The organism is Sorangium sp. So ce204 (genome assembly GCF_051526795.1).
GTDB classification, from domain to species: Bacteria; Myxococcota_A; Polyangia; order Polyangiales; family Polyangiaceae; genus Sorangium; species Sorangium cellulosum_B.
In genome coordinates this window covers 12,230,525-12,257,277 of the sequence record NZ_CP150317.1, presented here as the reverse complement: position 1 = coordinate 12,257,277, position 26,753 = coordinate 12,230,525, and the positions used below count along the sequence as shown (strand labels likewise).

The window sequence follows — 26,753 nt, the reverse complement described above, 5'->3', positions numbered from 1 at the left end:
GGCGTCACTTCGAAAGGAGCGCGGCGGGCGGTCATGGTGCTCATCGAGGGCCTTCGGCCTGGGATTTCGCGAAGCTCACGCTGCGGCGCTCACCGCGCGACTCGATCTGGAGGGTCATCGTACCACCGGCCGGCGCGCGCGCCCACGCGTCCGCCGCGGCCTTCCCGAAGATCTCGACCGAATGGACGGGGCGCTCGTTGACCGCGAGCACGACGTCCCCCGCGACGACCCCCGGATCCGCGCCGCGCCGCGGGCGCTCCGCCGCGACGACGACGAGCTCGCCGGAGGTGCGTACCCGCGCCTCGAGCTGCGGGAAGAAGCGCGCCACGGTGAGCCCCTGGAACGTGGCCGTCTGGCGGTAGAGCGCCGCGGCCGCGTCGAAGCTCTGCCGGGACAGCCTGTACCGCGCGAAGGCGAGCACGCCGCCGCCTTCCCGCCGCACGACGGCGTCCACGCGCTCGGGCGTCGCGAACGCGCCGGCCTGCGCGAGGAAGCGCCCGGCGATGCGCTCGACGACCTCCGCGCGCTGCGCCGCGCCGGCCTCGGCCGGCGGCTGCGCGACGAGGAGCTCGGCCGCGGGAGAGCCCGCGAGCTCCGCGGCGAGGCCGGACGTGAGGCGCTCGATCGCGCCGTTGCGCGCCGCCGCGAGCGCGCCCGACTCGCTGGCCGCGGGGCCGCCGCGGCCGACGACGAGCACGCTCTCGCCCTCGACGACGAACGGCCGCTCCACCCACGCGGGCGGGAGGTCGTCCATGACCGACCAGCCCGCCGTGCCGGGGCCGCTCGCGGGCGGCGCCGGCGCGCGCGCCTCGCCCGCGCGCGCCGCCGAGGCCGCGGGCGCCGCCGAGGCCGCGGGCGCCGCCGAGACCGCTGGCGCCGCGGCGGGGCCGACGCCGCCGCGCCAGGCCGCGAAGCCGGCGGCCGCGAGCGCCACCCCGCCGAGCAGCGCGAGGAACGCCGCGTTGCTGCCCGCGCCGCGCGGCTGCGCCTCGGGCGCCGCGGCCGGCTGCTGCTGCGCGCTTGCCGCGGGCAGGGCGGGCGGCAGCGGGACCGAGGGGGCGCGCGTCGCGTGGGCGCCGAGGACGTAGAGCAGCGAGCGGGAGCCGTCGAAGGCGAGCGGCGTGTTGCAGCGCTTGCAGGTCACGCTCGGGTCCTGGCCGCCGCGGAGCAGGGGCGCGTGCCGATCGACCTCGACGAGCACGGTCCGGGTCGCGCTGCAGGACGCGCAGCGGCCCTCGACGACCGCGGACTCGATCCGCGCGAGCTCGGGCCACGAGGGGCCCGCCGTGCGCTCGGCGAGCAGCCGGGGACAGCCCTCGATGCGGATCGCCTCGACGGCGCCGTCGAGCTTGCGGAGCGCCGACTCGAAGCGCGCCGCGCCGTCGGCGGTGACCGCGGGGACGCTGCTCAGATCGAAGACGACCTGGCCCTCGAGGCCGTCGATGATGCGGCTCCAGCGGATCGTCGCGGTCAGCTTGCTGCCCACCTTGAGGCGCGTGACGCGCCCCTCGACGGACTTCTCCACCACGTCGCCGACGGCGGGCTCGTCGGCCTTCTCGAGCTCGAGGAGGATCTCGCGCACCTCCGGCGGGATCGCGCCGGCGCCGTGCTGGGCGACGAACCCGAAATACGTCTCCGCGTCGTCGTCGAAGGCGCCGGCGCCGTCGCAGCGGGGGCACACCGCGTCGGGCGGCTTGCCCTCCGCGAGCGAGGCCGCGTCGTGGGCGCAGTCGACGAGGCGCTCGAACTGGGCGCCGCACGACTCGCAGCAGTACGGCGCATAGAACGAGACGACCCGCCCGTTGCCGGCGAACCGCCGGATCATGCTGAGCTGGTTGATGACCGGCTCGGAGCAGCGCGCGAGGTAGAGGGCGCGGAGGCGCGGCTGGGCCGCGTGGATCATCTGGAGCCACTCGCGGACGCCGAACGACGTGATCCGCTCGACGCCGGCGAGGTCGAGCAGGACCTTGCCCTCGAGCTCCCGCGCGAGCGCCGCCCCCTTGAACGCCTCGGTCATGCGCCCGGCGAGCCGGACGACGAGCACGTCGCCGATCGCGCGCCGATCGAACGCGAGGCTGTCGAGGCGGCCGGCGGCGCCGGCGGGCGGCACGCTCCGCGTCGGCGCGGCGCGGAGCGCCCAGGCGGCGGGCGGCGGCCGGTCCACGGTGGTGGGGCTGTGCCCCGACGAGACCGGCCCCGAGGCGGGCTCGGCGCTGTGTGGGCGCGACGCCCTGCGGCCGTTCGGCGGCACCCGGATGGTCGGCCGCGGCTCCTCGCCCTCGCGCCCCGGCGACAGCGGCGCCGGCCCCGGCGTCGCGCTCGACGCCGACGCCGGCGCCGGCGCGTCGAAGGAGGTCTCGGACGTGAAGGTCGAGTCCGACGCGATCTCGAGCTCCTCGAACTCCGCCATCCCGCCGGCCGGCTGCGCGACGACGCGCGCCGCCACGGCCGGCGCCCGCTTCGCGGCGCGCGGCCTTCGCTCCCGCGGGCCTTCGCTCCTGGCGAGCGGCGTGGGCGCCTCGGAGAGGACGGTGAGGGTCATGGTCTGGTTGTGCAGGTCGCAGTGGCCGGTCGCGTACGGCGAGATCTCCCCGTACGAGTAGAACCCCGTCACCTGCGTGCCCTTCGGCAGCACGTCCGCCACCGCCTCGACCTCCTCCTCGGTCCGGTCGCCCAGCACGATCCGGCGCCCCACGCAGCTGATCGCGATCGCCAGCGCGCTGTCCCCGCCCGCCCTCCCCGCCTCGCTCGCCGCCCTCGCCGCCTGCTCCGCGCCCCCGATCAGCCGCTCGAAGTCCGCCTTCATCAGCTGCACCAGGTGCCCTCTCGGCACGTCCCCCGCGAACGTCAGCGACTGCGCGTCGTGGTCCACCGCCAGCACCGTCCGCACGAGCGCCTTCTCGTCCTGCGCCGTCGCGCGCAACGCCAGCGGGAACAGGAGCGCCGACGCCGGCAGCTCCGCCGCCTTGTCCCCGAGGTACTCCTTGTACAGCGAGAGCGCCGGGCGCCCGTCGACCTCGTAGAGCACGTTGCCCTCCGAGCGGGTCACCACGCGCTCCGGCCCGAACTTGTCCCAGCCCCCCTTCGACCCGTGCTGGATCACCACGTGCTCGCCGTACAGCCCCACGGCCGCCACGAGCCCGCTGCGCACCACGTCCCCCGCGCACACCCACGTCCGCTTGAACTGCGTCCCGTCCCCGGACAGGCCTCCGGTCACCACCACCGACTCCGGCAGCACCGCGTTCAGCCCGCGCACCAGCTGGCTGCCGTTCACCCCGAGCCCCTCCGACAGCACGAGCACCCCGCGCAGCCCCGGCCGCTCCAGCTTGCGCGCCAGCGCCTGCCCCGCGGCGAACGACCCCGACGCGCTCGCCACCTCCACCTGCGCCGTCGCCAGCGTCGTCCGCTCGAACCGCGCCACCGCCACCGTCAGCGTCCCGTCGCGCACCGACGTGCCCGCGATCTCCCCCGCGCTCGAGCACCCCACCACGTGCGACCGCGGGTACGCCCGCCGCAGCTCGCGGATCGCCCCGGGGTCGTCGAGGAGCTCCGGCGCCCCGAACGCCAGCACCAGCGTCCGCTCGCTGTCGAGCACCGGCAGCACCCGCACGGACCACTTCTTGGTGTCCCGATCGTAGTGGAATGTCTCGAGGATCATGGAGCTCCGCGCTCTCAGGCTACAGCACGCGGGCCACGGCGGGCGTCGGGACGTGGTGAGCCGGGCGCCACGACGGGGCGGTCGAGCTCGCTCGCACTCCCCTGGCCCCCTACGAAGCCCTCACGACACGCGCGCCACGACGAGCGTCACGTCGTCGTCGAAGGAGCGCTCGCCGCGGAACCTGGACACCGCCTCGACGATCGCGTCCCTCGCCTCCTCGGGCGGGCAGGCGGCCACGCTCTGGAAGAGCGATCGCAGCCGCTTCTCGGTGAACTGCTCGCTCGACTCGTTCTCGCACTCGGTCACGCCGTCGGTGAACCAGAGCAGCGCGTCGCCGCCCTCCAGGGCGATGGTGCTCGACGTGTACTCGGCCGAGCTCGCCGCCCCGAGCGGCTCGCCCTGCGCGGCGAGCTGCCGGAGCGCGTTGTTCCTGACCAGATAAGGGAACGGGTGCCCGGCGTTCGCGAGGGTCATCGAGCCGGCTGCGGGGTCGAAGATGCACGCCGCGCACGTCATCAGGAACTTCTGCTGCCCTGCCTCGAAGATCGAGCAGTTCATGACCCGCAGCAGCTGCGCCGGGCCGATCGCCTCGCGCGCGAACGTGCGCACGACGTCGCAGGCGGCCTTCGCCGCCCCCGTGATGATCGCGGACGAGATGCCGTGCCCTGTCACGTCGCCGACGACGGTGAGCAGCCTGCCGTCCGGCAGATCGTGGAACGTCCACCAGTCGCCGCCGCACTCCGCCGCGGGCTGGAAGTGGCTGGCGAGCCGCAGCGAGGGCCGCTCGATGACGTTTTCGCTCGGCACGAGCATCTGCTGGACGGCGCGCGCGACCTCGAGCTGCTTCTTCAGCGACGCCTTCTCCGCCGTGTCGTAGAGCAGCTGCACCAGCCGGTCCCCGAGCGCGACCAGCTGCACGCGGACCTCGTTGATCGCCTCGTCCGAGCCGCTCGCGCCCGCGGCGTCCTGGGCCGCGCCGCCGGGCGCCGCGCCGCTCAGGGAGAAGAGCTCGCCGAGCTTCGACGCGAAGCGCCGCTTGGCCGTGGAGATCGTCGAGCCGACCTCGATCGGCCGCGACGGCTCGACCTGCGAGCTCGCGGCGTCGTGGAAGATGGTCAGCGCGTCCCCGATGGCCACGACGACGCTGCGCAGGCGGTCCCGCTCGGCCAGGAGCTGCCGGTGCAGCGCGCCCATCTCGTTCGTGGAGAGGTCGAGCGAGCGGGTGAGCAGGCTCCGATCGTCGGCGACGTGGCGGTAGTGCTCGCTGATGCGCGCGACCACCTTGTGCCAGGTCTCCTTGTCGGGCGGCGCGTCGAGGTCCTCGATCCCGAGGCGCCGGAGCTGCCGCGCGAGGAGCGGATCGATCTCAGCCATGGCGCCCGCCTCGGCCGGCTCGCCGTCCTCTTGCGCCGCGCGCGGGCGTCACCACCCGGTCCGCTCCAGCGTCTCGATCGCCGGCGTGGAGCGCTCGAAGAAGTGGAGGGACGCCGGGAGCGAGCGGAACTCCCGCGGGTTGACGTCGAGGTCCCAGAAGGAGGTGACCATGGTCGAGGCCATGGGCGAGACGTCGACGACGAGCACGGCGCCTGCCGCGTAGATCTTGAGCATGCCGAGCCCGGCGCCGCCGCGCGACGTGTCGAGCACGGGGGCGCTCGTCGAGTCGGCGCCGCGGGCGCTCAGGCCGCGGGTGATGCCCTCGAAGACGTGGTGCCGCCGGAGGCCGCCGAACGGATCGTGGGCCTGGAGGGCGAGGTACGCGCCGTCGGTGCCGAGGCGCAGGGTGGGGATCTCGTTCTCCTCGAGCACGAGGTCGCGCCGCCTGTCGTGCGCGTAGCGGGGCCGGCCGCGGCGGTCGACGGGCGCGTCGTACATCGCGTTCATGAGCAGCTCGTGCGCGAGGGAGGCGATCCGCTCGGCGACCCGCGCCGGGGCGCCGGAGCGCTCGGCCCAGTGCGCGACCTCGGCGACGGTGCGGTCTCGGTCGTCGCTCGTGCGGGGGCGCCATTTCACGATGGTGGCGCCCCAGGAGAGCAGGTCGGAGAGCCGAGGCGGCAGGGCGAGCGGCTTGAGGATGCGGCGGACGGCGAGGGCGATCTCCCAGGGCCGCGGCATGGAGGCGAAGCTCGGCCAGCCGACGATGCTGGAGAGGCGGGGCTCCTTCAGGGCGGCGTGGAGGATCGCGTCGGTGCTGCCCGAGGTCCACACGAGCAGGTGCATGCTGGGGTATCGCTCGGCCGCCCACTCGAGCGCGAGGTCGAGATCGGCGGCGTCGCAGCCGAGCAGGAGGGGCCGCTCGGACAGCCGGGCGCGCAGCTCGGCGGGATCGCTGGCGACGGGCACGTCCTGCAGGCCGGAGGCAGCGGACATCGCGCGGGCGATGCGCTGGCCGACGACGCGGTTCCGCTCGAGGACGGCGATCGTCGCTTTGGGAGGAGAAGCGCTCAAGGGCTCACCGCGGGTTATCCCCCTGGGCAGCCGCTGCCCCGGGGGTGGACACGGCCCATTACATCACAGCGCGCGTCCGAGAGGTGCCGTGAAGACGCCGAGCCGCCGCGTGGGCGTGGAGGCGCGGGGGACGCTCGCCCCCGCAGACGACCGCACATGCGGAGCCGGCGGCGCCGCCGAGCGCCGGATCCGGGCCCTGGACGGCATTCCTCCGTCAAGCCGCCGTGCCGGTCACCGGACGCACTGAGACCAGGCCGTCTTGTTGTTGACGGTGTGCTGCTCCCAGTCGAGCGTCGTTGGATTGTACTCGAGCCAGACGCCGTCGGTCCAGTTGTTCGAGGTGAAGGGCCCGCCCAGCCCTGTCATGCCGCACGCCACCCCGCCGACCGAATTGCTCGCCAGAAGATCGACGCGATGGTTGTTGCCGGCGAGCCACTGCCATGCGCCGTAGTTTTGCGGCACGTCCACGCAGATGGCCTTCACCGTGGCCGTCACCGGGGTATCCACGCCCGTGGTGCTGACGCCCTCGAGGAACCATTCGCCCGAGGCGTCCTTGCGCACCTTCGCGTAGTCCGTGATCCAGTTGTTGAACCTGAACGCGCCGTCGCTGATCACCTGCGTGAGGAAGCACCGCCGTGACGACGTGCCGAATCCCATGCTCGTCGGCAGGCCCTCCCCCGGTCCCCAGGTCCAGGTGTATTGACCCGTCCTGTTCTCCGCCGTGTTGACGCACACGGCGTTGGCGCCCAGGTTCTGGCCGCTGGCGGCGTCGACCTCGAGGATCCAGTCGCCGCCGGACCGCTGTACGCGCACCGAGGCCTGAGAGCTGGCCCCGAGCTTGCCCCAGACGCCTGCGAGGAAGCACGTCCGGTCGACGTCCGTCCCCAGGTTGAGGTCGCAGCTCCCGCCGCATCCCCAGCTGTACCCCGACCAGCCGATCGCCGCCTGGGCCTCCCCGACGGCCTCGTCCAGGGTCCCCTCGCCCTCGTCGCCCATCTCGCTCACGCAGCCCAGCGAAAGGGGAGCGACGATCAGCGCCAGCGCCGAGCCGAGATGAGCGCTCCACGGCTTGTTCATCAGCGGATTCGATCTCATGGGAGGAGCTCCTTGGCAGAGGGGAAGTGAGTCGATTTCAAGCTCAGGACAACACTACGACCTCTATCGTTTTCAACGATGGTTTGTCAACATGGTTAACTTTCGAGCAGCGCCTCCTCTGCGACATGAAGCATGAAGGAGGAGGTCCGGAATCAGCGGGCACCACGCGCGGGTGAGCCCCCTGCTCGCGTGTCCCTGTCCGGCTCCGGCTCCGGCTCCGGCTCCGGCGCGCGCGGGCCCGCGACCCGCTCGACCAGGCCACGTCTGCGCGTTGACACCCACATGACTTAACCGGTAAAGTGTTCCATGCCATGCCGAGCCCGGCATGGAGGACCTCGCGCGGCCGTCCGTCGTCCCCTGTCTGCCGGGCGACGGCGCCGCGCGCTGTCACGGGGATGGAGCGTCGCGGGGACCCGGCGTCGCCCGCGCGGAGAGGCTTGTCATGAAGACTGGACTTATGTCGCGTCGCATCTTCTTTCTATCGGCGCTGATGCTTTCCGCCGGCGCCGCCGCGGGCTGTTCTTCCAAGGAGAAAGCCGAGGCGGCGCGTGGCGCGCCGGAGGGGTCGGCCGCGTCCGCGTCGAAGCCTGCGGCGAAGGGCGCTTCGATGGTCACGATCTCGAGGGAGCAGCAGGCTTCCTGGGTGCGGAGCTTCAACCCCCTGCTCGCCGAGGGGAGCGTGCGATTCCCGACGCTCGCCGGCATCTACGAGCCGATGCTCATCTTCAACACGATGAAGGGCGAGTACACGCCGTGGCTCGCCACGAAATACGCGTGGAGCGACGGGAACAAGAGGCTCACCTTCACGACCCGCTCCGGCGTCCAGTGGTCGGATGGACAAGCGTTCTCGGCGAAGGACGTCGTGTTCACGTTCGAGCTCCTGAAGAAGCACGCCGCGCTCGACCTCTCGGGGGTGTGGAAGTTCGTCGAGTCCGTGAAGGCGACGGACGACACGACGGTGGAGTTCGCGTTGAAGCGGCCGTACGTCCCGGGGCTCAGCTACATCGGCCACCAGCCGATCGTGCCGGAGCACAAATGGAAGGACGTCGCCGATCCGGTCACGTACGCGAACGAGAACCCCGTGGCGACGGGGCCGTTCACCGAGATCAAGACCTTCCAGAACCAGGTCTACGAGCTCGGCAAGAACCCGAACTACTGGCAGAAGGGGAAGCCGGCCGTCGATGGGCTGCGCTTCCCGGCGTATCCGGGCAACGACCAGGTCAACCTGGCGATCATCAACGGCGAGGTCGACTGGGCGGGCGCGTTCGTCCCCGAGATCGAGAAGGTCTATGTCGCCAAGGATCCGGCGAACCACCATTACTGGTTCCCGCTCGTCGGCGGCATGGCCACGCTCTACCCGAACAGCACGAAGAAGCCGTTCGACGACGTGCGTGTGCGCAAGGCGATCAGCATGGGCATCGATCGGGCGCAGATCGTGAAGATCGCGTCCAACGACTACACCCAGCCGGCGGACGCGACGGGGCTCGACGACTCCTACGAGCGCTGGCGCAACCCGAAGGCCGTGGCGGCGGGCGACTGGGTGAAGCTCGACGTGGAGAGGGCGAAGAAGCTGCTCGACGAGGCCGGGTACGCGCCGGGCCCGGACGGGATCCGGGTGAAGGACGGCAAGCCCATGCGCTTCGAGATCAACGTCGTCACCGGCTGGTCCGACTGGGTCCGCGCGGTCCAGATCATGACGCAGAACCTCAAGCAGCTCGGCATCGACGCCTCGCTCAAGGCGTACGATTTCAGCGCGTTCTTCGAGGCGCTCCAGAAGGGCACGTTCGACATGTCGATGGGGTGGACCACCGTCGAGCCGACGCCCTACAACTACTACCGAGATCTCATGTCCGCGGAGCTCGTGAAGCCCGTCGGCGAGGCGAGCGCGCGCAACTGGCACCGCTACGGCGACAAGGAGGCCGACAAGCTGTTCCAGCAGTTCGAGGCGGCGACGGAGTCAGCGGAGCAGAAGCGCATCCTCGACGAGGTGCAGGTGCTCTACGCGCAGAACGCGCCGGTGATCCCGCTCTTCAAGAACCCCTCCTGGGGCGAGTACAGCACGAAGCGCTTCACCGGCTTCCCCACCAGGGAGAACCCGTACGCCAAGCTGTCGCCGAACAACCCGCCGGAGTACCTGCTCGTCCTCACCGAGATCAGGCCGAAGTGACGCGCCGCGGGCCTCCGCGGGGGACACCGCGAAGGCCGCGCCGACGGTGATCCCCGTCATGGGTGGCGGGCTCACCACGCCCCGAGCGCCACAACGCCGATCTGCTGGGCCGTCGTCACCGGCAAGACACGGAGGGCGGCCGGCGCCGCATTCGCTCGCGGGGACGAGGAGCCCGCGAAGAAGGACACAACGGTCGCAGCGCCAACGACGACCCCCGTCGCGACAAGGGCGGCCCCGAGGGCGCGGGACGTGTCGCGCTGGACGCGCAAGCGGTGGAGCTCGGGGCATGCGGAGGGCTGCGGCACCTGGCGGCACGCGTCGGAGGTCCATGCTGGATCGCGGTCGAGGCCGTCGCCGCGCTCATCGATGTCTCCATCGAGGACGTTCGCCCGGAGCATGAAGACAGTCCCCGAGGAGATGGCGGCCGTCGTGACGGCGATCCCCGCGATCCGCAGTGTTCCCGGCCACGACGTCCAGGGCCCAGGCGGGGCCGCGGCCGGCGCGACCGGTTCGCTCTTCTTGGCGCTCGGCTCGGGGGCGGGCGGGGGCGGCGGGGCCACGCGAGAGAGCGTCAGCGCCGCGCCGACCGTGCCCCCAGCGGCGATCTCGACCCGCTGCGAGAGCTCCTCGTACCCCGACAGTCGGGCCAGGACCGTGTGTTTCCCCGGATCGACGAACAGCTCGAGGACCGTGGCCCCTGTGCCGATCGGCTCCCCGTCCAGGAGGACCTCGGCGTCGGGCGGGGCGGCAGCCACGTAGATCCTTCCGACGTGCTCCAGCGCCTTGTTGAAGGCGCTCGTGAACCGGCGGACGAGCGCCTCCTTCAGGGCGGCGTCGTGCTCGAGGCTCTCCCCCAGGTGCTCGGCGGCCTCCCGGTGCTTGCCCTGCTCCAGCTCGGAGAGCCCGAGATACCCGAGGACCTCGGCCAGCTGCGCCTCGGTCATCCCCGCGGCGTCGGGCGCCGCCAGGGCGGCCTCGAAGCGCGCCTCGGCGTCCGCCCACCGCCGCCCGAAGAAGGCGATCCGCGCCTGCTGGCGCAGCGCCGCGGCCGCCGGCGGCGCCCCTCCGGGCGGCGGCGCCGCGCGCGAGGGCGCCGTGGCGCCGATCAACGCGCCGAGAAGGCAGCACCGCAACAGGACCGACCGCAAGCGCAAGCGCGTCATGGATAGCCCACTTTATCAACGGCATCGCCGGCCCGGCAACGGCGCGCGCCCGCGCCGCTGCATGCGTTTTCACGACGATTTGACGTCGTCTCGACGTGCCCGTCGACCGCGCGCGCACCTGAACGTCTGCTCCTCGCGCGATACCGCCCGGCACGGCGGGTCGTTCCACTTCCATCCGCACCCCGGGCTGGTGTTCCATGGAACGGTCCCCCCCACCCACGCGCGAGCTCGATCCATGCCCCCTGCCGCCTCGCCCAACTTCGCGTTTCTCGCCCACCACGACCCGCGCCTCGTCGTGCTCGGGACGCAGGCGGAGCGCTACTTCGCCGAGGACCCGAACACCTGCCTGGTGAAGCTGCGGCAGTTCGGCGAGATCCTCGCTCAGCGCGCCGCCGCGCGCCTCGGGCTCTACATCTCGCCCGAAGACAACCAGGCCACGCTGATCGGCCGCCTCCGCGACCGGGGCGCGCTCGACGCGACGACACGACAGCTCTTCCACGACCTGCGCGTCGTCGGAAACAAGGCGACCCACGAGCTCCGCGGCGACCATCACGAGGCGCTTCACCAGCTCAAGATGGCGCGCGAGCTCGCCGTCTGGTTCCAGCGCTCGTTCGGGAACAACAGGAAGTTCGACCCTGGGCCCTTCGTGCCGCCCCCGGATCCGGCGAAGGAAGACGCCTCGCTCGCCGCCGAGCTCGAGCGGCTGCGCGGAGAGCTGGCCAGGAGCAAGGTCGACATCGAGGCCGTCCGAGCCGCCGCCGAGGAGGAGGCAAGGAAGCGCCTCACCGCCGAGGAGCGCGCCCGGAAGGAGGCCGAGGACCGGGCCCTCTGGGAAGCGCTCGCCACTGAGGCCGAGCAGAAGCGCTCGAAGGACGTCGAGGCCTTCGAGCGCCAGAAGGCGCAGCTCGCCGCGCAGCTCGCCGCGGAGCTCGCCGCCCTCCAGGCCCAGGCCGCGGCGGCGCCCGCCGCGGAGGTTCAAGCCTTTGTCGACCGCGCCGCGGAAGCAGCGCAGGCGATCCACCTCGACGAGGCCGCGACCCGCCGGCTCATCGACAAGCAGCTCCGCGACGCCGGATGGGAAGCGGACTCCGAGCAGCTCCACTACAGGCGGGGAACGAGGCCGCAGAAGGGAAAGAACCTCGCCATCGCCGAGTGGCCGACGGAGACTGGCCCTGTCGACTACGCGCTGTTCGTCGGGCTCGAGGCGTTCGCCGTCGTCGAAGCCAAGAAGATGAGCGTGGACGTGGCCAACGTGCTCAAGCAGCAGACCACGCGTTATAGCCGTGGCTTCCAGGTGGAGGGCGACGCCAGGTTCGCGGGTGGTCCATGGGGAGGGGCGCACAAGGTGCCGTTCCTCTTCGCCACGAACGGGCGGGCGTATCTCAAGCAGCTCGAGACCAAGAGCGGTATCTGGTTCCGCGACGCGCGGCGGCCAGCCCACCTCACGCGCCCGCTCCAGGGCTGGTACACGCCGGAGGGGCTCGTCGCGCTCTTCAAGCAGGACATCGACGCCGCCCACGCCAAGCTGGGGAGTGAGCCCACGGGCTACCTCGATCTGCGCGACTACCAGATCAGCGCCATCCGGGCCGTGGAGGCGGCGATCGAGAGCGGGCAGCGGGCGTGCCTCGTGGCGATGGCCACGGGGACGGGGAAGACGCGCACCGCCATCGGGCTCGTCTACCGGCTGATCAAGGCCCAGCGGTTCCGGCGCGTGCTCTTCCTCGTCGACCGGAGCGCGCTCGGGGAGCAGACGGTGGACGCGCTCAAGGACGCGCGGCTCGAGAACCTGCAGACGTTCGCGGAAATCTACAACATCAAGGGTCTCGACGACGTGCGGCCCGACGCGGGCACCAAGCTGCATGTCGCGACCATCCAGGGCATGGTCAAGCGCGTCCTCTCGCCGAAGGAGGAGGGCGACAAGGAGAAGAGCGACGTGCCGCCGGTCGACCAGTACGACTGCATCGTCGTCGACGAGTGTCATCGCGGGTACACGCTCGACCAGGAGATGAGCGACGTCGAGCTGAGCTTCCGCAGCCTGGACGACTACGTCTCCAGGTACCGGCGCGTCCTCGATCACTTCGACGCGGTGAAGATCGGCCTCACGGCCACGCCCGCGGCGCACACGGCGGAGATCTTCGGCAAGCCGGTCTTCCTCTATTCGTACCGTGAGGCGGTGATCGACGGTTGCCTCGTCGACCACGAGCCGCCGGTGTCCATCGTCACCGAGCTCGCGAGGAAGGGGATGATCTGGAAGAAGGGCGAGCAGATGCGGCGCATCGACCCGCGCACCGCCGCCGTGGAGCTCGTCGACGTCAAGGACGAGGTGAAGATCGACATCGACGGATTCAACAGCAAGGTCATCACCGAGAGCTTCAACGAGGTCGTGTGCGCCGAGCTCGCCAGGCACATCGACCCCACGCTCCCAGGGAAGACCCTTATCTTCTGCGTCAACGACGCTCACGCCGATCTGGTCGTCAGGTTCCTGGAGGCGGCGTTCGCCGCTCAATACGGCAGGGTCGACGAGGGGGCGGTGGCCAAGATCACCGGCCACCCCAGCGTCGATCGCCCGCTCCAGCTCATCCGGCACTTCAAGAACGAGCGCCTCCCCAACGTGGTCGTCACCGTGGATCTCCTGACCACGGGCGTCGATGTCCCGGCGATCTGCAACCTCGTCTTTCTGCGGCAGGTCAAGAGCCGCATCCTGTACGAGCAGATGCTCGGCCGGGCCACGCGCCTGTGCCCGCAGATCGACAAGGCGAGCTTCCGCATCTTCGACGCGGTGGCGCTGTACGAGAACTTCGAGCGCCTCACCTCGATGACGCCGGTGGTGAACGACGTGAGCTTCTCGTTCGAGGCGCTCGTGGGCGAGCTCCGGACGGTGAAGGACGCCGAGGCGCGGGCGGCGGTGCTCGAGCAGCTCATCGCCAAGCTCCAGCGCAAGCGGCAGGTGCTCAAGGGGGATAACCTGTCCCGGTTCGAGAACCTCGCAGGAATGTCGCCGGCCGAGGTCGCGCGCCTGCTCAAGGCGGGGACGCCGGAGGCTGCGGCGGAGTTCTTCGCCCAGCACGGGTATCTCGTCTCATTCCTGGACAAGAAGAGCGAGGCTGGCCGGCCGATGATCGTCTCGGAGCACCCCGACCGGGTGATCGAGGTGGGGCCTGGCCACGGCAAGGTGGCGCGGCCGGACGATTACCTGGAAGGCTTCGCGGCGTATCTTCGCGACAACGGCAACGCGCTCCCGGCGCTGATGCTGGTCACGCAGCGGCCGCGCGACCTCACGCGCGAGCAGCTCCGGGAGCTCAAGCTCGCGCTCGACGGGGCCGGCTACAGCGAGGCGGGGCTGCGGGCCGCGTGGCGGTACAAGACGAACGCCGACATCGCCGCCTCCGTCATGGGCTTCATCCGGCGCGCTTCGCTCGGTGATCCGCTCGTGCCTTATGGCGAGCGGGTGGACCGGGCGGTGGCGAAGATCGGCCAGGGCCGCGCGTGGACGAGCGTGCAGCGAAAGTGGCTCGAGCGCATCGGCAAGCAGATCAAGGCGGACGAGGTCGTGGACCGGGCGGCGCTCGATCGCGGGCAGTTCCAGGCCGACGGCGGCTTCCAGCGGATCGACAAGATCTTCGACGGGCAGCTCGAGCAAGTGCTGGGCGACCTGAAGGAGGCGATCTGGGAGAAGGCGGCCGGCTGACTGTGGTAGGTGGAAAGCGCCGACCATGACGACCGCTGACATCGTCCGCAAGCTCTGGGATCTGTGCCACGTCCTGCGGGACGACGGCATCACCTACCACGAATACCTCACCGAGCTGACGTACCTGCTCTTCCTCAAGATGGCGAAGGAGACGGGCACGGAGAAGGAGCTGCCCAAGGGGTACCGCTGGGACGACCTCGCTGCGAAAGAGGGTGTCGGGCTGCTCAACTTCTACCGCGCCACGCTGCTCCACCTGGGCACCGAGGCGTCAGGGCGCGTGCAGGCGATCTTCGTCAACGCCAAGACGTCGATCAAGCAACCGAAGAACCTGGGAACGCTGGTGAAGGAGATCGAGCGGCTCGACTGGTACTCGGCGCGCGAGGAGGGCCTCGGCAACATGTACGAGGACCTGCTCGAGCGGAACGCGAGCGAGAAGAAGTCGGGCGCAGGGCAGTACTTCACGCCGCGGCCGCTCATCGACTGCATGGTGCGGCTTGTCCAGCCCAAGGCGGGGGAGCTGGTGCAGGATCCGGCGGCGGGGACGGCGGGGTTTCTTATCGCGGCGGATCGGTTCATCAGGGCGGATGACAAGATCTATGAGCTGAGCCAGCGCGAGCAGGATTTTCAGAAGAAGAAGGCGTTCTACGGGATCGAGCTGGTGGAGGACGCGCACCGGCTGGCGCTGATGAACCTGATGCTGCACGGCATCGAGGCGAACCTGGTGCGCGGGGACACGCTCGCGTCCGACGGCGAGCGGCTGGCGCCTGCGGATGTGATCCTGACGAACCCACCCTTCGGGACGAAGAAGGGGGGCGGGCTGCCGTCGCGGAAGGACTTCACGTACCCGACGTCGAACAAGCAGCTCGCGTTCTTGCAGCACATCTACCGAGGGCTGAAGCCGGGCGGGCGGGCCGCGGTGGTGCTGCCCGACAACGTGCTCTTCGAGGAGAACACCGGGGCGCAGATCCGGGCAGATTTGATGGACAAGTGCGATCTGCACACGATCCTGCGGCTGCCGACGGGGATCTTCTACGCGCAAGGGGTGAAGACCAACGTGCTGTTCTTCACGCGCGGGGAGGAGAAGAAAGACAAGGGGAACACGAAGGCGGTGTGGGTCTATGACCTGCGGGCGAACATGCCCTCGTTCGGGAAGAGGACGCCGCTCGGGCAGGAGCACTTCACGGAGTTCGAGAAGGCGTTCGGGAGCGATCCGTACGGGAAGAGCCGGCGGAAGGATCAGGGGGAGGAGGGGCGCTTCCGGAGGTTTACCCGGGAGGAGATCAAGGGTCGGGGGGATAACCTCGACATAAGCTGGCTCAAGGACGAAAGCGTGCATGGGGCAGCCGACCTGCCGGAGCCGGAGGAGATCGCGGCGGAGATGCTTGAAAAGCTGCGGATCGCGACGGCTGAGATCCAGGCGCTCCAGGCGGCGCTAGGGGTGGATGCGTGAGTTACAGCGATGATCTCCCTCCGGGCTGGATCTCCGTGATCGCGAGCCATGTTTCCGAAGTCCGACTCGGCAGGCAGCGCTCACCGGACAAAGTGGCGGGCGATTACCTTAGACCCTATCTCCGCGCAGCCAATGTCACCTGGAATGGTCTCGAACTCTCCGATATTAAGAAGATGAACTTCGAACCGCGAGAATTCGAGACATATCGCCTACATCCAGGCGATGTGCTGCTGAGTGAGGCGTCGGGCAGTGCGAGCGAAGTAGGCAAGCCCGCTATCTGGCGCGGAGAAATCGATGGCACCTGCTTCCAGAATACTCTCATTCGCATTCGCTCGCAAATGCCCCTGCCGGAATATCTATATTATCACTTCTTGAACGATGCTCGGTCAGGCCGATTCGCCGATGCGGGCAAGGGCATCGGAATCAACCATCTGGGCGCCGACCGCATATCTAATTGGGTGCTGCGATTGGCTCCCCTCGCCGAGCAGCATCGCATTGTCAACAAGCTCGACGAGCTTACTTCCCGCAACCGCCGCGCCAAGGAAGCACTCGACGCCATCCCCGCGCTCCTCGAGCGCTTCCGCCAGTCCGTGCTCGCAGCCGCCTTCCGCGGCGATCTCACGGCAGACTGGCGGGAGAAGAACCCCGACGTGGAGCCGGCCGAGGAGCTGCTCAAGCGGATCCGCGCCGAGCGGCGGCGGCGGTGGGAGGAGGCGGAGCTCGTCAAGATGCGGGCGAAGGGGAAGGTGCCGGGGGACGACCGGTGGAAGGAGAAGTACGAGGAACCCGCGGCGGTGGATGCGAGCGAGCTACTGGAGCTGCCGGAGGGGTGGTGCTGGACGAGCATCGATGAGGTGAGCAGTTGCGAGCGGCCCATCTGCTACGGCGTTGTCCAACCAGGTGATGAGGATGAACGTGGCGTACCGCTGGTCAGAGTCTGTGATCTGGAAAGTGGGACAGTTCTGACGAGTCAGCTTCGGACTATCAACGCGACCGTCGATGCAGAATATAGCCGGTCACGTCTCCAGGGAGGAGAGGTCTTAGTTTCAGTAGTGGGCACGATTGGCCGCGTGGCCGTGGCGCCTCCTGATACTGCAGGTGCCAATATCGCACGTGCCGTTGCCCGTATCGTGGCCGATGCTGTTCCGGCCGCATGGCTTGCGTCGTGGCTCTCCTCCACAACAATGCAGCACCGGCTGAACCTCGACGCTAGAGAAGTCGCTCGAAAAACGCTGAATATCGATACGCTGAGGAAGTGCGCGGTTCCAGTCGGGCCGCGCGGCGAGATGGACGTGGTTGTAGAGCGTGTTCGCTCTCTGCAACGGTGGACGCAAAAGGTTGAAACGGCTGTACATCCGGCTCGCGCAGCACAAGATCTGCTCGACCGCGCCATCCTCGCCAAAGCCTTCCGCGGCGAGCTCGTCCCCCAGGATTCGAACGACGAGCCCGCCTCCGTCGTCCTCGAGCGCCTCCGCGCCGAGCGTGAGCAGAACGGCAAGACCACCAACGGCGCCGGCCGCCGCCGCACCGCTGCATCTCCGCCCCCAGCCCCATCCGACCCCACGGTTCCAGGAAGGAAACCCCATGCAAGCCGCCGAAGCCAAGCGCCGGCGCGTTCCCGCGGGTAGCAAGCAGTTCCCGGTGCCGCACTACCGGCGGCCGTACTCCTCCCCCTGGCAGCGGGCGCAGTGAGAGGCATCTGGTAGCCTCGCCTGGCGAATGGCCCCACCGTCACCGCCGCGACCGGGAGCGCTCAGCCTTCGCAATGGCCAGCAAGTTGCCCGCGCGCGACATGCGGCCGACCGCACCAGATTCGTACGCACTACCGCATCAACATAGTCGTGATGTAGACAATCTGTTGACGTCGCCTTCCAGTGGGAGAACGGTGCGCGCATCCGGAAAGGGGAGGAAAACATGGGAGACGGCTTGAAGAAGGCGAGCGCGCTCGTGTCGTGCGGCGGGCTCGCAGCGGTGCTCGTGTCGGCATGCGACTTGTCCTACACTTGCGACACAGTGGAGCCGGGAAGCGCGGGTGCTGGATACCCGACAGAATCCGCAGGGGCGGGAGATTTCCCAAGTAACGGCGAAGACGACGAAGGCGGAAGCGAAGACGTGGGCAGCGACTCGTCCGCGTTAATGGCAGGGTGCACGCCAGTTCACGAATGTACCGAGATGTACGAAAAATGCAGGGACATGGGGCGGCGGTGCACGCGTCCGATTGGTCACAGGAGTCTTTGTGATTACTGCCGCGAAGATTGCCAGGACAAACGGCCCTACAAATACAGTGAATGCTACGAGTGTGGGTTTAATTGAGCATGACGGACGCCCCTATGCTTCTTGATGCGACGCACGTCGCCTTTGATCCGCCAACAGCAGACCGCCTGGTTCAGCTCGGTGCTACCAACGTCGTGCGCGCGTCAGACTGTCTTGTCATCGGACCGAGCCGTCGGGATGCCGCAGAACATAACCGGCTCCGCGAGACGTGGTTGTCCCTCTCTGAAGCCCACTCCGATAGGGATGATTCTGGCGAAAAGTGGGATCGGCTCTACGCTCCGGATGTTCGCTGGGAGCCGCCCGTCGTCTTGTGGGTATCAGTGAGCCTCCACGAGCGAGTGAACCTATGGAGGGCCTGTAGCTGGTTGAGGCACATCGGGATCGCATGCAGTGACGTCATTGTCGCCGAGTTCGAGTTTGTGTACGGCACAAGAACAAGTCCTCCAGAGCCGCCGATCGTTCCGCGGTTCAACTGCTCCGCATCGGTAGCGGACCATTTGGACAAGGCTCTTCTGGATCGTCTCGACGAATCATGCCCTTGGCCAGCGGAGCGCTACGACCGTGCCGTTCGCCTCTGGGAAAGCTACACCGAGGAGGATCCCTTGGCCTTCGTCGAGAGCTGCATGGCTGGCGTCGAAGGGTTCCCAGAGCTTGCCCCCTTGTGGGAGCTTCTGTCATGCTTCTTTCCGAGAAGGACCACGGAAGGCGCCCTGCGCCTCAGCCGATTCGACGAGCTCATCCTGACCATCCTTTCGGGACAGGATTACAAGACTGACGTGTCCGTGTTCTGCGACAGGTCGCAACCTGGACTGGACTTGCGAGAAATTCTCTCCTGTACAGGCGACCTGTTCCTGGAAGGTCGTCTGTCCCGATGGGCGAGGCACGATTCGAGCGCATTCGTGGAGCGCGCGCCTGGCCCGAATCCTGACGAGGGGATGAAGTCGTTCGTCTACCGCCTCACCGAACGTGGCATCCGACTCCGCGACGAGGGGCTCGAACAGCTCACGGATGCGCCAAGCCTGCCCATCGCCGGGACCGAGGCGTATGCACCTTCCTCCCCCTGGATATTGCTCGAAGACGGACGGCTCGCTCGGCTGTGAGGGGTAGCAGCGGCTCCGGCCAGCGCGGCCCAGATCGGCGCAGGCGCCAGCGGTGAACGGTGAACACCAGCGAACACGTGGCCGCGATCTTCGCCGGCCCGACGCGGGACGCGATGATCACCGACACACGACGTGGGAGCAGGTCACCCAGCTGGACGATGAAGGGCTCGAGCGGGCGCTCTACGGCACGACCGTCGTCGAGCCGGGGGTCGCCCCAGCCGAGCCCGACTGCGCCTGGATTCACCGCGAGCGGCACCGGCCGCACGTGACGCTGGAGCTGCTGCACCTGGAGTACTTGCGGCAGCATCCCAGCGGTCTCCGGTACACCGCCTTCTGCAACCGGTACCGGGCGTGGCTCGCGCGGCGCGGCCTGGTGATGCGCCAGGTGCACGTCGCGGGCGAGAAGGACACGCTGGAGGCGTGTCTGCAGTCCGGCTCCGGCTCGAAGCGCCGTTGATCCGTGTGCGGGCGCGCGCGTCTCGGGAGCCGGGCGGCGCCCGCGCTCGGGCCGGCGCTTTCACACTGCACATCGACTGGCGCGGATTCTTCGTTCGCCGTCGACGGCGGGGGCGAGCGCTCGGCTGGCGTGATCGGCGACGTTGGCATGCGCACCCCCGCGTAGTGGCACGGTACGGGCTCTCCTTCTACGTCGAGTCCGATGGGTAGGCGCCCGACGACCGCTCGTCACTCATCATCCCACCCGGAGGCTTGCGCGGGTGACTGCCCGTCCAGGAGCCGCTCGATCAACCATGGCAACGAGAAGTAGTCCTCCATCACAGTGGCGAAGAACTCCATGTCGAACGGCAAGCGCGGCGGCGCCTGAGCTTCGGCCTTGCCGGCGACCCCGCTCTCGACGATTTGCCTTCGCGCTTCGTTGAGGGCGGCGGTGACCAGGTTGCGGCAAACAGGATCGGATATGGATTGCCGCACGCGCTCTGCGGCCTCTTCGTTCAGCGCCAGTGGCGCGCGCACGATGGGGGCCGGTGCAACGGCTTCTCCTTCCAGAATGCTACGAATGAATTGCGGTGTTGAGAAGAGCGCCCGCGTCACGCGGATGAAGAACGCCATGTCGAACGACTCCGCGGGCAGGCGGAGCGGAATCTCCTGGCCGTCCAGCGTAAAGCTCCTCGCGAACCGCCCCCACGCCTTTCCGAATGCAACGCTGACAAGGTTTCGAACCACTGGCTCGTGGATCGATTCCACGATCGCGCTTGCCGCGTCCGCGTCGATGGGTTGCACCTGTATCGATCGGCTGGTCATTTGGTTCCCCATTTCGTCAGCTTGTCGAAGTTCGCCGTGAAGGACCCGTTCGCCTTCAGGGGTGAATTGGTCTGGGGTCCTCAGATTTCCCCGAAACGCCGTGCCATCCTTGGTGAACACCAACGCTTCGCCTGCCGAGCCCACGAACATGGCTTCCGCGTTCGTCACCTTGCGCTCGAAAACATCATCTCTCCGGGCGCATCTGCCATGATCTGCGCCGCAGTTTGCCGGAACATGGCGATTCGCTCGTGGGGCGCCGCCGCCAGAATCCGTTTCTTGGCGTCGCTGAACATGAAGATCCCCGCACGTTTCTGCAACGGAGGAAAGCCTCCTTGCGCCGGCGCTGCCGCGGGCTCGACCTTCGGGGCAGCCGGCCTGGGCTGTTCCGCCGCCGGAGCCTGCGCCCTGGTGCCGGGTTTGGCAGGGGACTCCGGCTTCGGAGGTGACTTCGACGAACCACCATCGCCTTTGTTCGCAGCGCTCATGGCAGCTGCTGGAGCCTTGATTATCGAAGAATCGAATACGATGGTCCCTGCTGACGTGGCCATACTGCCGGCGTTGGCGGTCGCCAGGCGCGGTCCAGGGATGTCTATTCAAATTTCTCCAGCTCCAGGAAACAAAGATATTCCAACGCATGGGCTCACGCAACCCGTTCCAGATGACCTGAAAGTAGACCATCGCGTGCTCCTGGTCGAGCCGACCGAGGGCGACGAGCGCCGCCTGAACCACGGTGAGCCCGTTCGGCCCGTTGCCGTGCGCCACCGCCGACAGCACGGCGAGCTCCGCCTCCTTCTCGGCCTCGGCAGGGTCGGTGATCTCGGGGACGACGGCCGGACCGAGCACTGAGCGTCGGGGCACCCGTGGTTCACATGGCGTGACGACCTCACGGCTCTCCCCGGAATTCATGAGTGGGAGAACGCTGCTCGGCCCCTGCGGGTCCCACCGCATGAGCCTGGCGCGCCACGCAAATCCAGCATGATTGCAACCACTCGTGAGACCACTCCATGCCCTCTGTGACCCATGAAGCCCTGGTGGAGCTCTTCAAGAACCGGCCGACGCTCGCCGCCGAGATGCTGCATGACGCGCTCGGCCATCCGGTCCCGACCTTCACGGAGGCGCGCGTCGAGTCCTCCGATTTCACCGAGATCGTGCCCTCCGACCGCCGCGCGGACGTCGTCGTGCTGCTGGTCGGCGAACAGCAGCGGCCCGCGATGGCCATCGTGGTCGAGGTCCAGCTCCGCGTGGACCCGGACAAACCCTACGTCTGGCCGGTATACGTCACACAGACGCGGGCCCGGCACCGCTGCCCCACCGGGCTGCTGGTCGTGACCATCAACGCGGGGATGGCGAGCTGGTGCTCGCGGCCGATCGACACCGGCCACCCTGGCTGGACGCTGACGCCGCTGGTGCTCGGGCCCCAGGGCGTCCCGGTCGTCACCGACGCCGAGCAGGCGAAGGCGGCGCCCGAGGTCGCCGTGCTCTCCGCGATGGCGCACGGACAGAGCGAGGCGGCTGTAGCGATCGGTGAGGCGTTCTTCGCGGCGGCACCCGGGCTCGATGAGGAGCGCCGGGCCGTCTACGGGGATCTGGTGCTATCCTCGCTGAACGCAGCGGCGAGGCGGAGGTTGGAGGCGATGATGAAGAGCGGTTACCAGTTTCAGAGCGAATTCGCGCGCGGCTACGTAGCGAAGGGCCGTCAGGAGGGAATCCTCGAAGCCAAGGCACACGACGTGCTCGCCGTTCTCGAGGCCCGCGGGCTGGAGGTCCCCGCCGAGGTGCGAGAGCGTGTCCTTGCGAGCACCGACCTCGACGAGCTGGACCGCTGGATCCGCCGCGCTGCCGTGATCAGCGACGCCCAGGAGCTCCTCGCCACGACCGGCTCCTGAACCGACACCCGGGGCCCCAGGAGCAGCCGAGCGCGCCGCCCCTGTCGCCCGACGGCGATGCAGGGTGTCCTCCGCACCAGCCGACTTCTCCGCGCTCGCCTCCCTGCGCATCGGCGGCAACGCCGGCTCCCCGATCGCGGTCGATTCTCCGGCCTGGGTTGCGACAGGCTCGGGATCCCCTCGCCCCTTCGAAACGACAAGTCACGGAGCTCGCCGCGTCTCCTGAGGGAGACGCCAGGAATCGGCCCCTGAGCCGAATCAGAAGGCCAGCTTCGCAAGAGCCACAGCGGACGCCATGTCCGAGGCCTCGGTACGGAGTCGACGACCACGAGGGCCTGAGTCTGCTCGTATCCTTGAGAGCCCCACGCGCAGCCCCGCGCCCTGACTGTCGGGGGCCCCCTCGGGTCACATGGCGTGATGACCCCGGGAAGCTGCCCGGAATTCATGAGTGGGAGAACGCTGCTCGGCCCGTGCGGGTCCCACCGCACCAGCCTGGCGCGCCACGCAAATCCAGCATGATTGCAACCATTCGTGAGACCACTCCATGCCCTCTGTGACCCATGAAGCCCTGGTGGAGCTCTTCAAGAACCGGCCGACGCTCGCCGCCGAGATGCTGCATGACGCGCTCGGCCATCCGGTCCCGACCTTCACGGAGGCGCGCGTCGAGTCCTCCGATTTCACCGAGATCGTGCCCTCCGACCGCCGCGCGGACGTCGTCGTCGTGCTGCTGGTCGGCGAGCAGCAGCGGCCCGCGATGGCCATCGTGGTCGAGGTCCAGCTCGGCGTGGACCCGGACAAACCCTACGTCTGGCCGGTGTACGTCACCCAGACGCGGGCCCGGCACCGCTGCCCAACCGGGCTGCTGGTCGTGACCATCAACGCGGGGATGGCGCGCTGGAGCGCGCGGCCGATCGACACCGGCCACCCTGGCTGGACGCTGACGCCGCTGGTGCTCGGGCCCCAGGGCGTCCCGGTCGTCACCGACGCCGGGCAGGCGAAGGCGGCGCCCGAGGTCGCCGTGCTCTCCGCGATGGCGCACGGACAGAGCGAGGCGGCCGAAGCCATCGGTGTGGCCTTTTTTTCGGGAGCGGCGGAGGGGCTCGATGAGGAGCGCCGGGCCGTCTACGGGGATCTGGTGCTATCCTCGCTGAACGCAGCGGCGAGGCGGAAGTTGGAGGCGATGATGAAGAGCGGTTACCAGTTTCAGAGCGAATTCGCGCGCGGCTACGTAGCGAAAGGTCGGCAGGAGGGAAGCCTCGAAGCCAAGGCGCAGGCCGTGCTCGCCTTCCTCGAGGCCCGCGGGCTCGAGGTCCCCGCCGAGGTGCGGGAACGCGTCCTCGCAAGCACTGACCTCGACGAGCTGGACCGCTGGATCCGCCGTGCCGCGACCATCGGTGACGCCCGGGAGCTCCTCGCCACGACCGGCTCCTGAGAGCGCCCCAGGAGCGGACAAGCGCGCTGCTTCTGTCCTGGCAGGCGATGGCAGGCCGGCCGGGCACCATCCTACTTCTCCGCCCTCACCGCCTTCAGCGCCGGCGGCAGTGGCGGTAGCTTTTCAGAACGAAAACACACCGCTCTCTCCATGTCATCCGAGTGAAGGCGCCGGGTGTCCAAGCCGGAGCTGAATCGGAGGGCCAGCTACGCAAGAGCCACACCGGACACCATGTCCGAGGCCTCGGTACGGCGTTGGCGACCGTCGAGGGCTTGATTCCGCTCGTGCGCCCGAGCGCCCTCCCCTCTCGTTCAGCTGCGTGCCATGACCGCCGGCGCACATGCGGGTCACATGGCGTGACGACCTCACGGAGCTGCCCGGAATTCATGAGTGGGAGGGCGCCGCTCGGCCCCTGCGGGTCCCACCGCATGAGCCTGGCGCGCCACGCAAATCCAGCATGATCGCAACCACTCGTGAGACCACTCCATGCCCTCTGTGACCCATGAAGCCCTGGTGGAGCTGTTCAAGAACCGGCCGACGCTCGCCGCCGAGATGCTGCATGACGCGCTCGGCCATCCGGTCCCGACCTTCACGGAGGCGCGCGTCGAGTCCTCCGATTTCACCGAGATCGTGCCCTCCGACCGCCGCGCGGACGTCGTCGTCGTGCTGCTGGTCGGCGAGCAGCAGCGGCCCGCGATGGCCATCGTGGTCGAGGTCCAGCTCCGCGTGGACCCGGACAAGCCCTACGTCTGGCCGGTGTACGTCACCCAGACGCGGGCCCGGCACCGCTGCCCGACCCGGCTGCTGGTCGTGACGATCGGCGCGGCGATGGCGCGGTGGAGCGCGCGGCCGATCGACACCGGCCACCCTGGCTGGACGCTGACGCCGCTGGTGCTCGGGCCGCAGGGCGTCCCGGTCGTCACCGACGCCGAGCAGGCGAAGGCGGCGCCCGAGGTGGCCGTGCTCTCGGCGATGGCACACGGACAGAGCGAGGCGGCGGAGGCGATCGGCGAGGCATTCTTCGCGGCGGCACCCGGGCTCGATGAGGAGCGCCGGGCCGTCTATGGGGATCTGGTGCTATCCTCGCTGAACGCAGCGGCGAGGCGGAGGTTGGAGGCGATGATGAAGAGCGGTTACCAGTTTCAGAGCGAATTCGCGCGCGGCTACGTGGCGAAGGGGCGAGAAGAAGGGATGCGCGAGGGCACCCTGAAGACCAAGGCACACGACGTGCTCGCCTTCCTCGAGGCCCGCGGGCTGGAGGTCCCCGCCGAAGTGCGAGAGCGTGTCCTCGCGAGCGCCGACCTCGACGAGCTGGACCGCTGGATCCGCCGCGCCGCCGTGATCAGCGACGCCAGGGAGCTCCTCGCCACGACCGGCTCCTGAACCGACACCCGGGGCCCCAGGAGCAGACGAGCGCGCTGCTCCTATCGCCAGACGGCGATGCAGCGTGCCCCCTGCCCTCCCCACTTCTCCGCGCTCGCTTCCCTGAGCACCGGCGGCAACGCCATCAGCCCTGGGCGCGGCCGATACCGCGGCTTCCGGCACGTCACGATCGGGATCGTCTCGCTTTTCAGAACGAAAACACACCGCTCTCGCCATGTCGTCTGAGTGAAGGCGCCGGGTGTCCAAGCCGGAGCTGAATCGGAGGGCCAGCTACGCAACAGCCACACCGGACACCATGTCCGAGGCCTCGGTACGGCGTTGGCGACCGTCGAGGGCTTGATTCCGCTCGTGCGCCCGAGCGCCCTCCTCTCTCGTTCAGCTGCGTGCCATGACCGCCGGCGCACATGCGGGTCACATGGCGTGACGACCTCACGGAGCTGCCCGGAATTCATGAGTGGGAGGGCGCCGCTCGGCCCCTGCGGGTCCCACCGCATGAGCCTGGCGCGCCACGCAAATCCAGCATGATCGCAACCACTCGTGAGACCACTCCATGCCCTCTGTGACCCATGAAGCCCTGGTGGAGCTCTTCAAGAACCGGCCGACACTGGCCGTTGAGATGCTGCACGACGCGCTCGGCCATCCGGTCCCGACCTTCACGGAGGCGCGCGTCGAGTCCTCCGATTTCACCGAGATCGTGCCCTCCGACCGCCGCGCGGACGTCGTCGTCGTGCTGCTGGTCGGCGAGCAGCAGCGGCCCGCGATGGCCATCGTGGTCGAGGTCCAGCTCCGCGTGGACCCGGACAAGCCCTACGTCTGGCCGGTGTACGTCACCCAGACGCGCGCCCGGCACCGCTGCCCGACCCGGCTGCTGGTCGTGACGATCGGCGCGGCGATGGCGCGGTGGAGCGCGCGGCCGATCGACACCGGCCACCCTGGCTGGACGCTGACGCCCCTGGTGCTCGGGCCGCAGGGCGTCCCGGTCGTCACCGACGCCGAGCAGGCGAAGGCGGCGCCCGAGGTGGCCGTGCTCTCGGCCATGGCGCACGGACAGAGCGAGGCGGCGGAGGCGATCGGCGAGGCATTCTTCGCGGCGGCGGCCGGGCTCGATGAGGAGCGCCGGGCCGTCTACGGGGATCTGGTGCTATCCTCGCTGAACGCAGCGGCGAGGCGGAGGTTGGAGGCGATGATGAAGAGCGGTTACCAGTTTCAGAGCGAGTTCGCGCGCGGCTACGTGGCGAAGGGCCGGCAGGAAGGCCGGAAGGAGGGAATCCTCGAAGCCAAGGCGCAGGCCGTGCTCGCCTTCCTCGAGGCCCGCGGGCTCGAGGTCCCCGCCGAGGTCCGGGAACGCGTCCTCGCGAGCACCGACATCGACGAGCTGGATCGCTGGATCCGCCGCGCCGCCGTGATCAGCGACGCCCAGGCGCTCCTCGCCACGACCGGCTCCTGAACCAACCCTTCGGGCCCCAGGAGCAGCCGAGCGCGCCGCCCCTGTCGCCCGACGGCGATGCAGGGTGTCCTCCGCACCAGCCGACTTCTCCGCGCTCGCCTCTGCGCATCGACGGTAAAGCCGGCCCCCCGATCGCGGTCGATTGGCCGGCTCGGGTTGCGACAGGCTCGGGGTGCCCTCGCCCCTCGAAGCGACAAATCACGGAGCTCGCCGCGTCTTCTGAGCGACACGCCAGGAATCGGCCCATGAGCTGAATCTGAGGGCCAGCTGCGCAAGAGCCACAGCGGACGCCATGTCCGAGGCAT

The 26,753-nt window shown here is 69.2% G+C and carries 16 protein-coding genes; 10 read left to right on the top strand and 6 right to left on the bottom strand.

Annotation, left to right across the window (positions count from 1 at the left end; all coding sequences use genetic code 11):
* Window positions 1-40: 40 nt before the first annotated feature.
* The 4 genes from WMF22_RS46390 to WMF22_RS46375 all read right to left on the bottom strand — a co-directional run bounded on the left by WMF22_RS46390 (window position 41) and on the right by WMF22_RS46375 (window position 7,198).
* The gene (locus WMF22_RS46390) at window positions 41-3,658 is read right to left on the bottom strand and encodes an FIST N-terminal domain-containing protein (protein WP_438033913.1); all 3,618 of its coding nucleotides are present in this window, start codon (window positions 3,656-3,658) and stop codon (window positions 41-43) included.
* 120 nt (window positions 3,659-3,778) lie between these two features.
* Entirely contained in the window at window positions 3,779-5,032 is a 1,254-nt protein-coding gene (locus WMF22_RS46385; protein ID WP_437296237.1) for a PP2C family protein-serine/threonine phosphatase, read from the bottom strand.
* 48 nt (window positions 5,033-5,080) lie between these two features.
* A complete protein-coding gene (locus WMF22_RS46380; protein WP_437296236.1) occupies window positions 5,081-6,103 on the bottom strand; it encodes a hypothetical protein in 1,023 nt (340 codons plus the stop codon).
* Between the two features lie 231 nt (window positions 6,104-6,334).
* Complete coding sequence (locus tag WMF22_RS46375; protein ID WP_437296235.1) at window positions 6,335-7,198, bottom strand: hypothetical protein; 864 nt, start codon at window positions 7,196-7,198, stop codon at window positions 6,335-6,337.
* Between the two features lie 442 nt (window positions 7,199-7,640).
* Between WMF22_RS46375 and WMF22_RS46370 the strand changes: the two genes are divergently transcribed.
* Complete coding sequence (locus WMF22_RS46370) at window positions 7,641-9,365, top strand: ABC transporter substrate-binding protein (RefSeq protein ID WP_438033912.1); 1,725 nt, start codon at window positions 7,641-7,643, stop codon at window positions 9,363-9,365.
* A 71-nt stretch (window positions 9,366-9,436) separates the two neighbouring features.
* On the opposite strand, the gene WMF22_RS46365 is transcribed toward WMF22_RS46370, so the two are convergent.
* The gene (locus tag WMF22_RS46365) at window positions 9,437-10,528 is read right to left on the bottom strand and encodes a PEGA domain-containing protein (RefSeq protein ID WP_438033911.1); all 1,092 of its coding nucleotides are present in this window, start codon (window positions 10,526-10,528) and stop codon (window positions 9,437-9,439) included.
* Between the two features lie 235 nt (window positions 10,529-10,763).
* Here WMF22_RS46365 and hsdR point away from each other — a divergent pair, with 235 nt between their 5' ends.
* The 5 genes from hsdR (at window position 10,764) to WMF22_RS46340 (ending at window position 19,497) form a co-directional block, all read left to right on the top strand.
* On the top strand, window positions 10,764-14,216 hold the full coding sequence (gene hsdR / locus WMF22_RS46360; protein ID WP_438033910.1) for a type I restriction-modification system endonuclease: 3,453 nt from the start codon (window positions 10,764-10,766) through the stop codon (window positions 14,214-14,216).
* A gap of 25 nt (window positions 14,217-14,241) precedes the next feature.
* The gene (locus tag WMF22_RS46355) at window positions 14,242-15,666 is read left to right on the top strand and encodes an N-6 DNA methylase (RefSeq protein ID WP_438033909.1); all 1,425 of its coding nucleotides are present in this window, start codon (window positions 14,242-14,244) and stop codon (window positions 15,664-15,666) included.
* Complete coding sequence (locus WMF22_RS46350) at window positions 15,663-17,294, top strand: hypothetical protein (protein ID WP_438033908.1); 1,632 nt, start codon at window positions 15,663-15,665, stop codon at window positions 17,292-17,294. Before WMF22_RS46355 ends, WMF22_RS46350 begins: the two co-directional genes overlap by 4 nt.
* Window positions 17,295-17,981: 687 nt before the next feature.
* Complete coding sequence (locus tag WMF22_RS46345) at window positions 17,982-19,040, top strand: DUF1835 domain-containing protein (protein WP_438033907.1); 1,059 nt, start codon at window positions 17,982-17,984, stop codon at window positions 19,038-19,040.
* 52 nt (window positions 19,041-19,092) lie between these two features.
* On the top strand, window positions 19,093-19,497 hold the full coding sequence (locus WMF22_RS46340) for a hypothetical protein (RefSeq protein ID WP_437296228.1): 405 nt from the start codon (window positions 19,093-19,095) through the stop codon (window positions 19,495-19,497).
* A 227-nt stretch (window positions 19,498-19,724) separates the two neighbouring features.
* On the opposite strand, the gene WMF22_RS46335 is transcribed toward WMF22_RS46340, so the two are convergent.
* Entirely contained in the window at window positions 19,725-21,206 is a 1,482-nt protein-coding gene (locus WMF22_RS46335) for a hypothetical protein (RefSeq protein WP_438033906.1), read from the bottom strand.
* 98 nt (window positions 21,207-21,304) lie between these two features.
* On the opposite strand from WMF22_RS46335, the gene WMF22_RS46330 reads away from it, so the two are divergent.
* The 4 genes from WMF22_RS46330 to WMF22_RS46315 all read left to right on the top strand — a co-directional run bounded on the left by WMF22_RS46330 (window position 21,305) and on the right by WMF22_RS46315 (window position 26,448).
* On the top strand, window positions 21,305-22,186 hold the full coding sequence (locus WMF22_RS46330; protein ID WP_438033905.1) for a hypothetical protein: 882 nt from the start codon (window positions 21,305-21,307) through the stop codon (window positions 22,184-22,186).
* Window positions 22,187-22,730: 544 nt separating this feature from the next.
* Window positions 22,731-23,618 carry a hypothetical protein gene (locus WMF22_RS46325; protein ID WP_438033904.1) on the top strand — a complete coding sequence of 296 codons (888 nt, stop codon included), beginning with the start codon at window positions 22,731-22,733 and terminating at the stop codon, window positions 23,616-23,618.
* A 486-nt stretch (window positions 23,619-24,104) separates the two neighbouring features.
* On the top strand, window positions 24,105-25,001 hold the full coding sequence (locus tag WMF22_RS46320) for a hypothetical protein (RefSeq protein WP_438033903.1): 897 nt from the start codon (window positions 24,105-24,107) through the stop codon (window positions 24,999-25,001).
* Window positions 25,002-25,551: 550 nt separating this feature from the next.
* Window positions 25,552-26,448: a hypothetical protein gene (locus tag WMF22_RS46315; RefSeq protein WP_438033902.1), complete on the top strand. Its 897-nt coding sequence runs from the start codon at window positions 25,552-25,554 to the stop codon at window positions 26,446-26,448.
* Window positions 26,449-26,753: the final 305 nt, after the last annotated feature.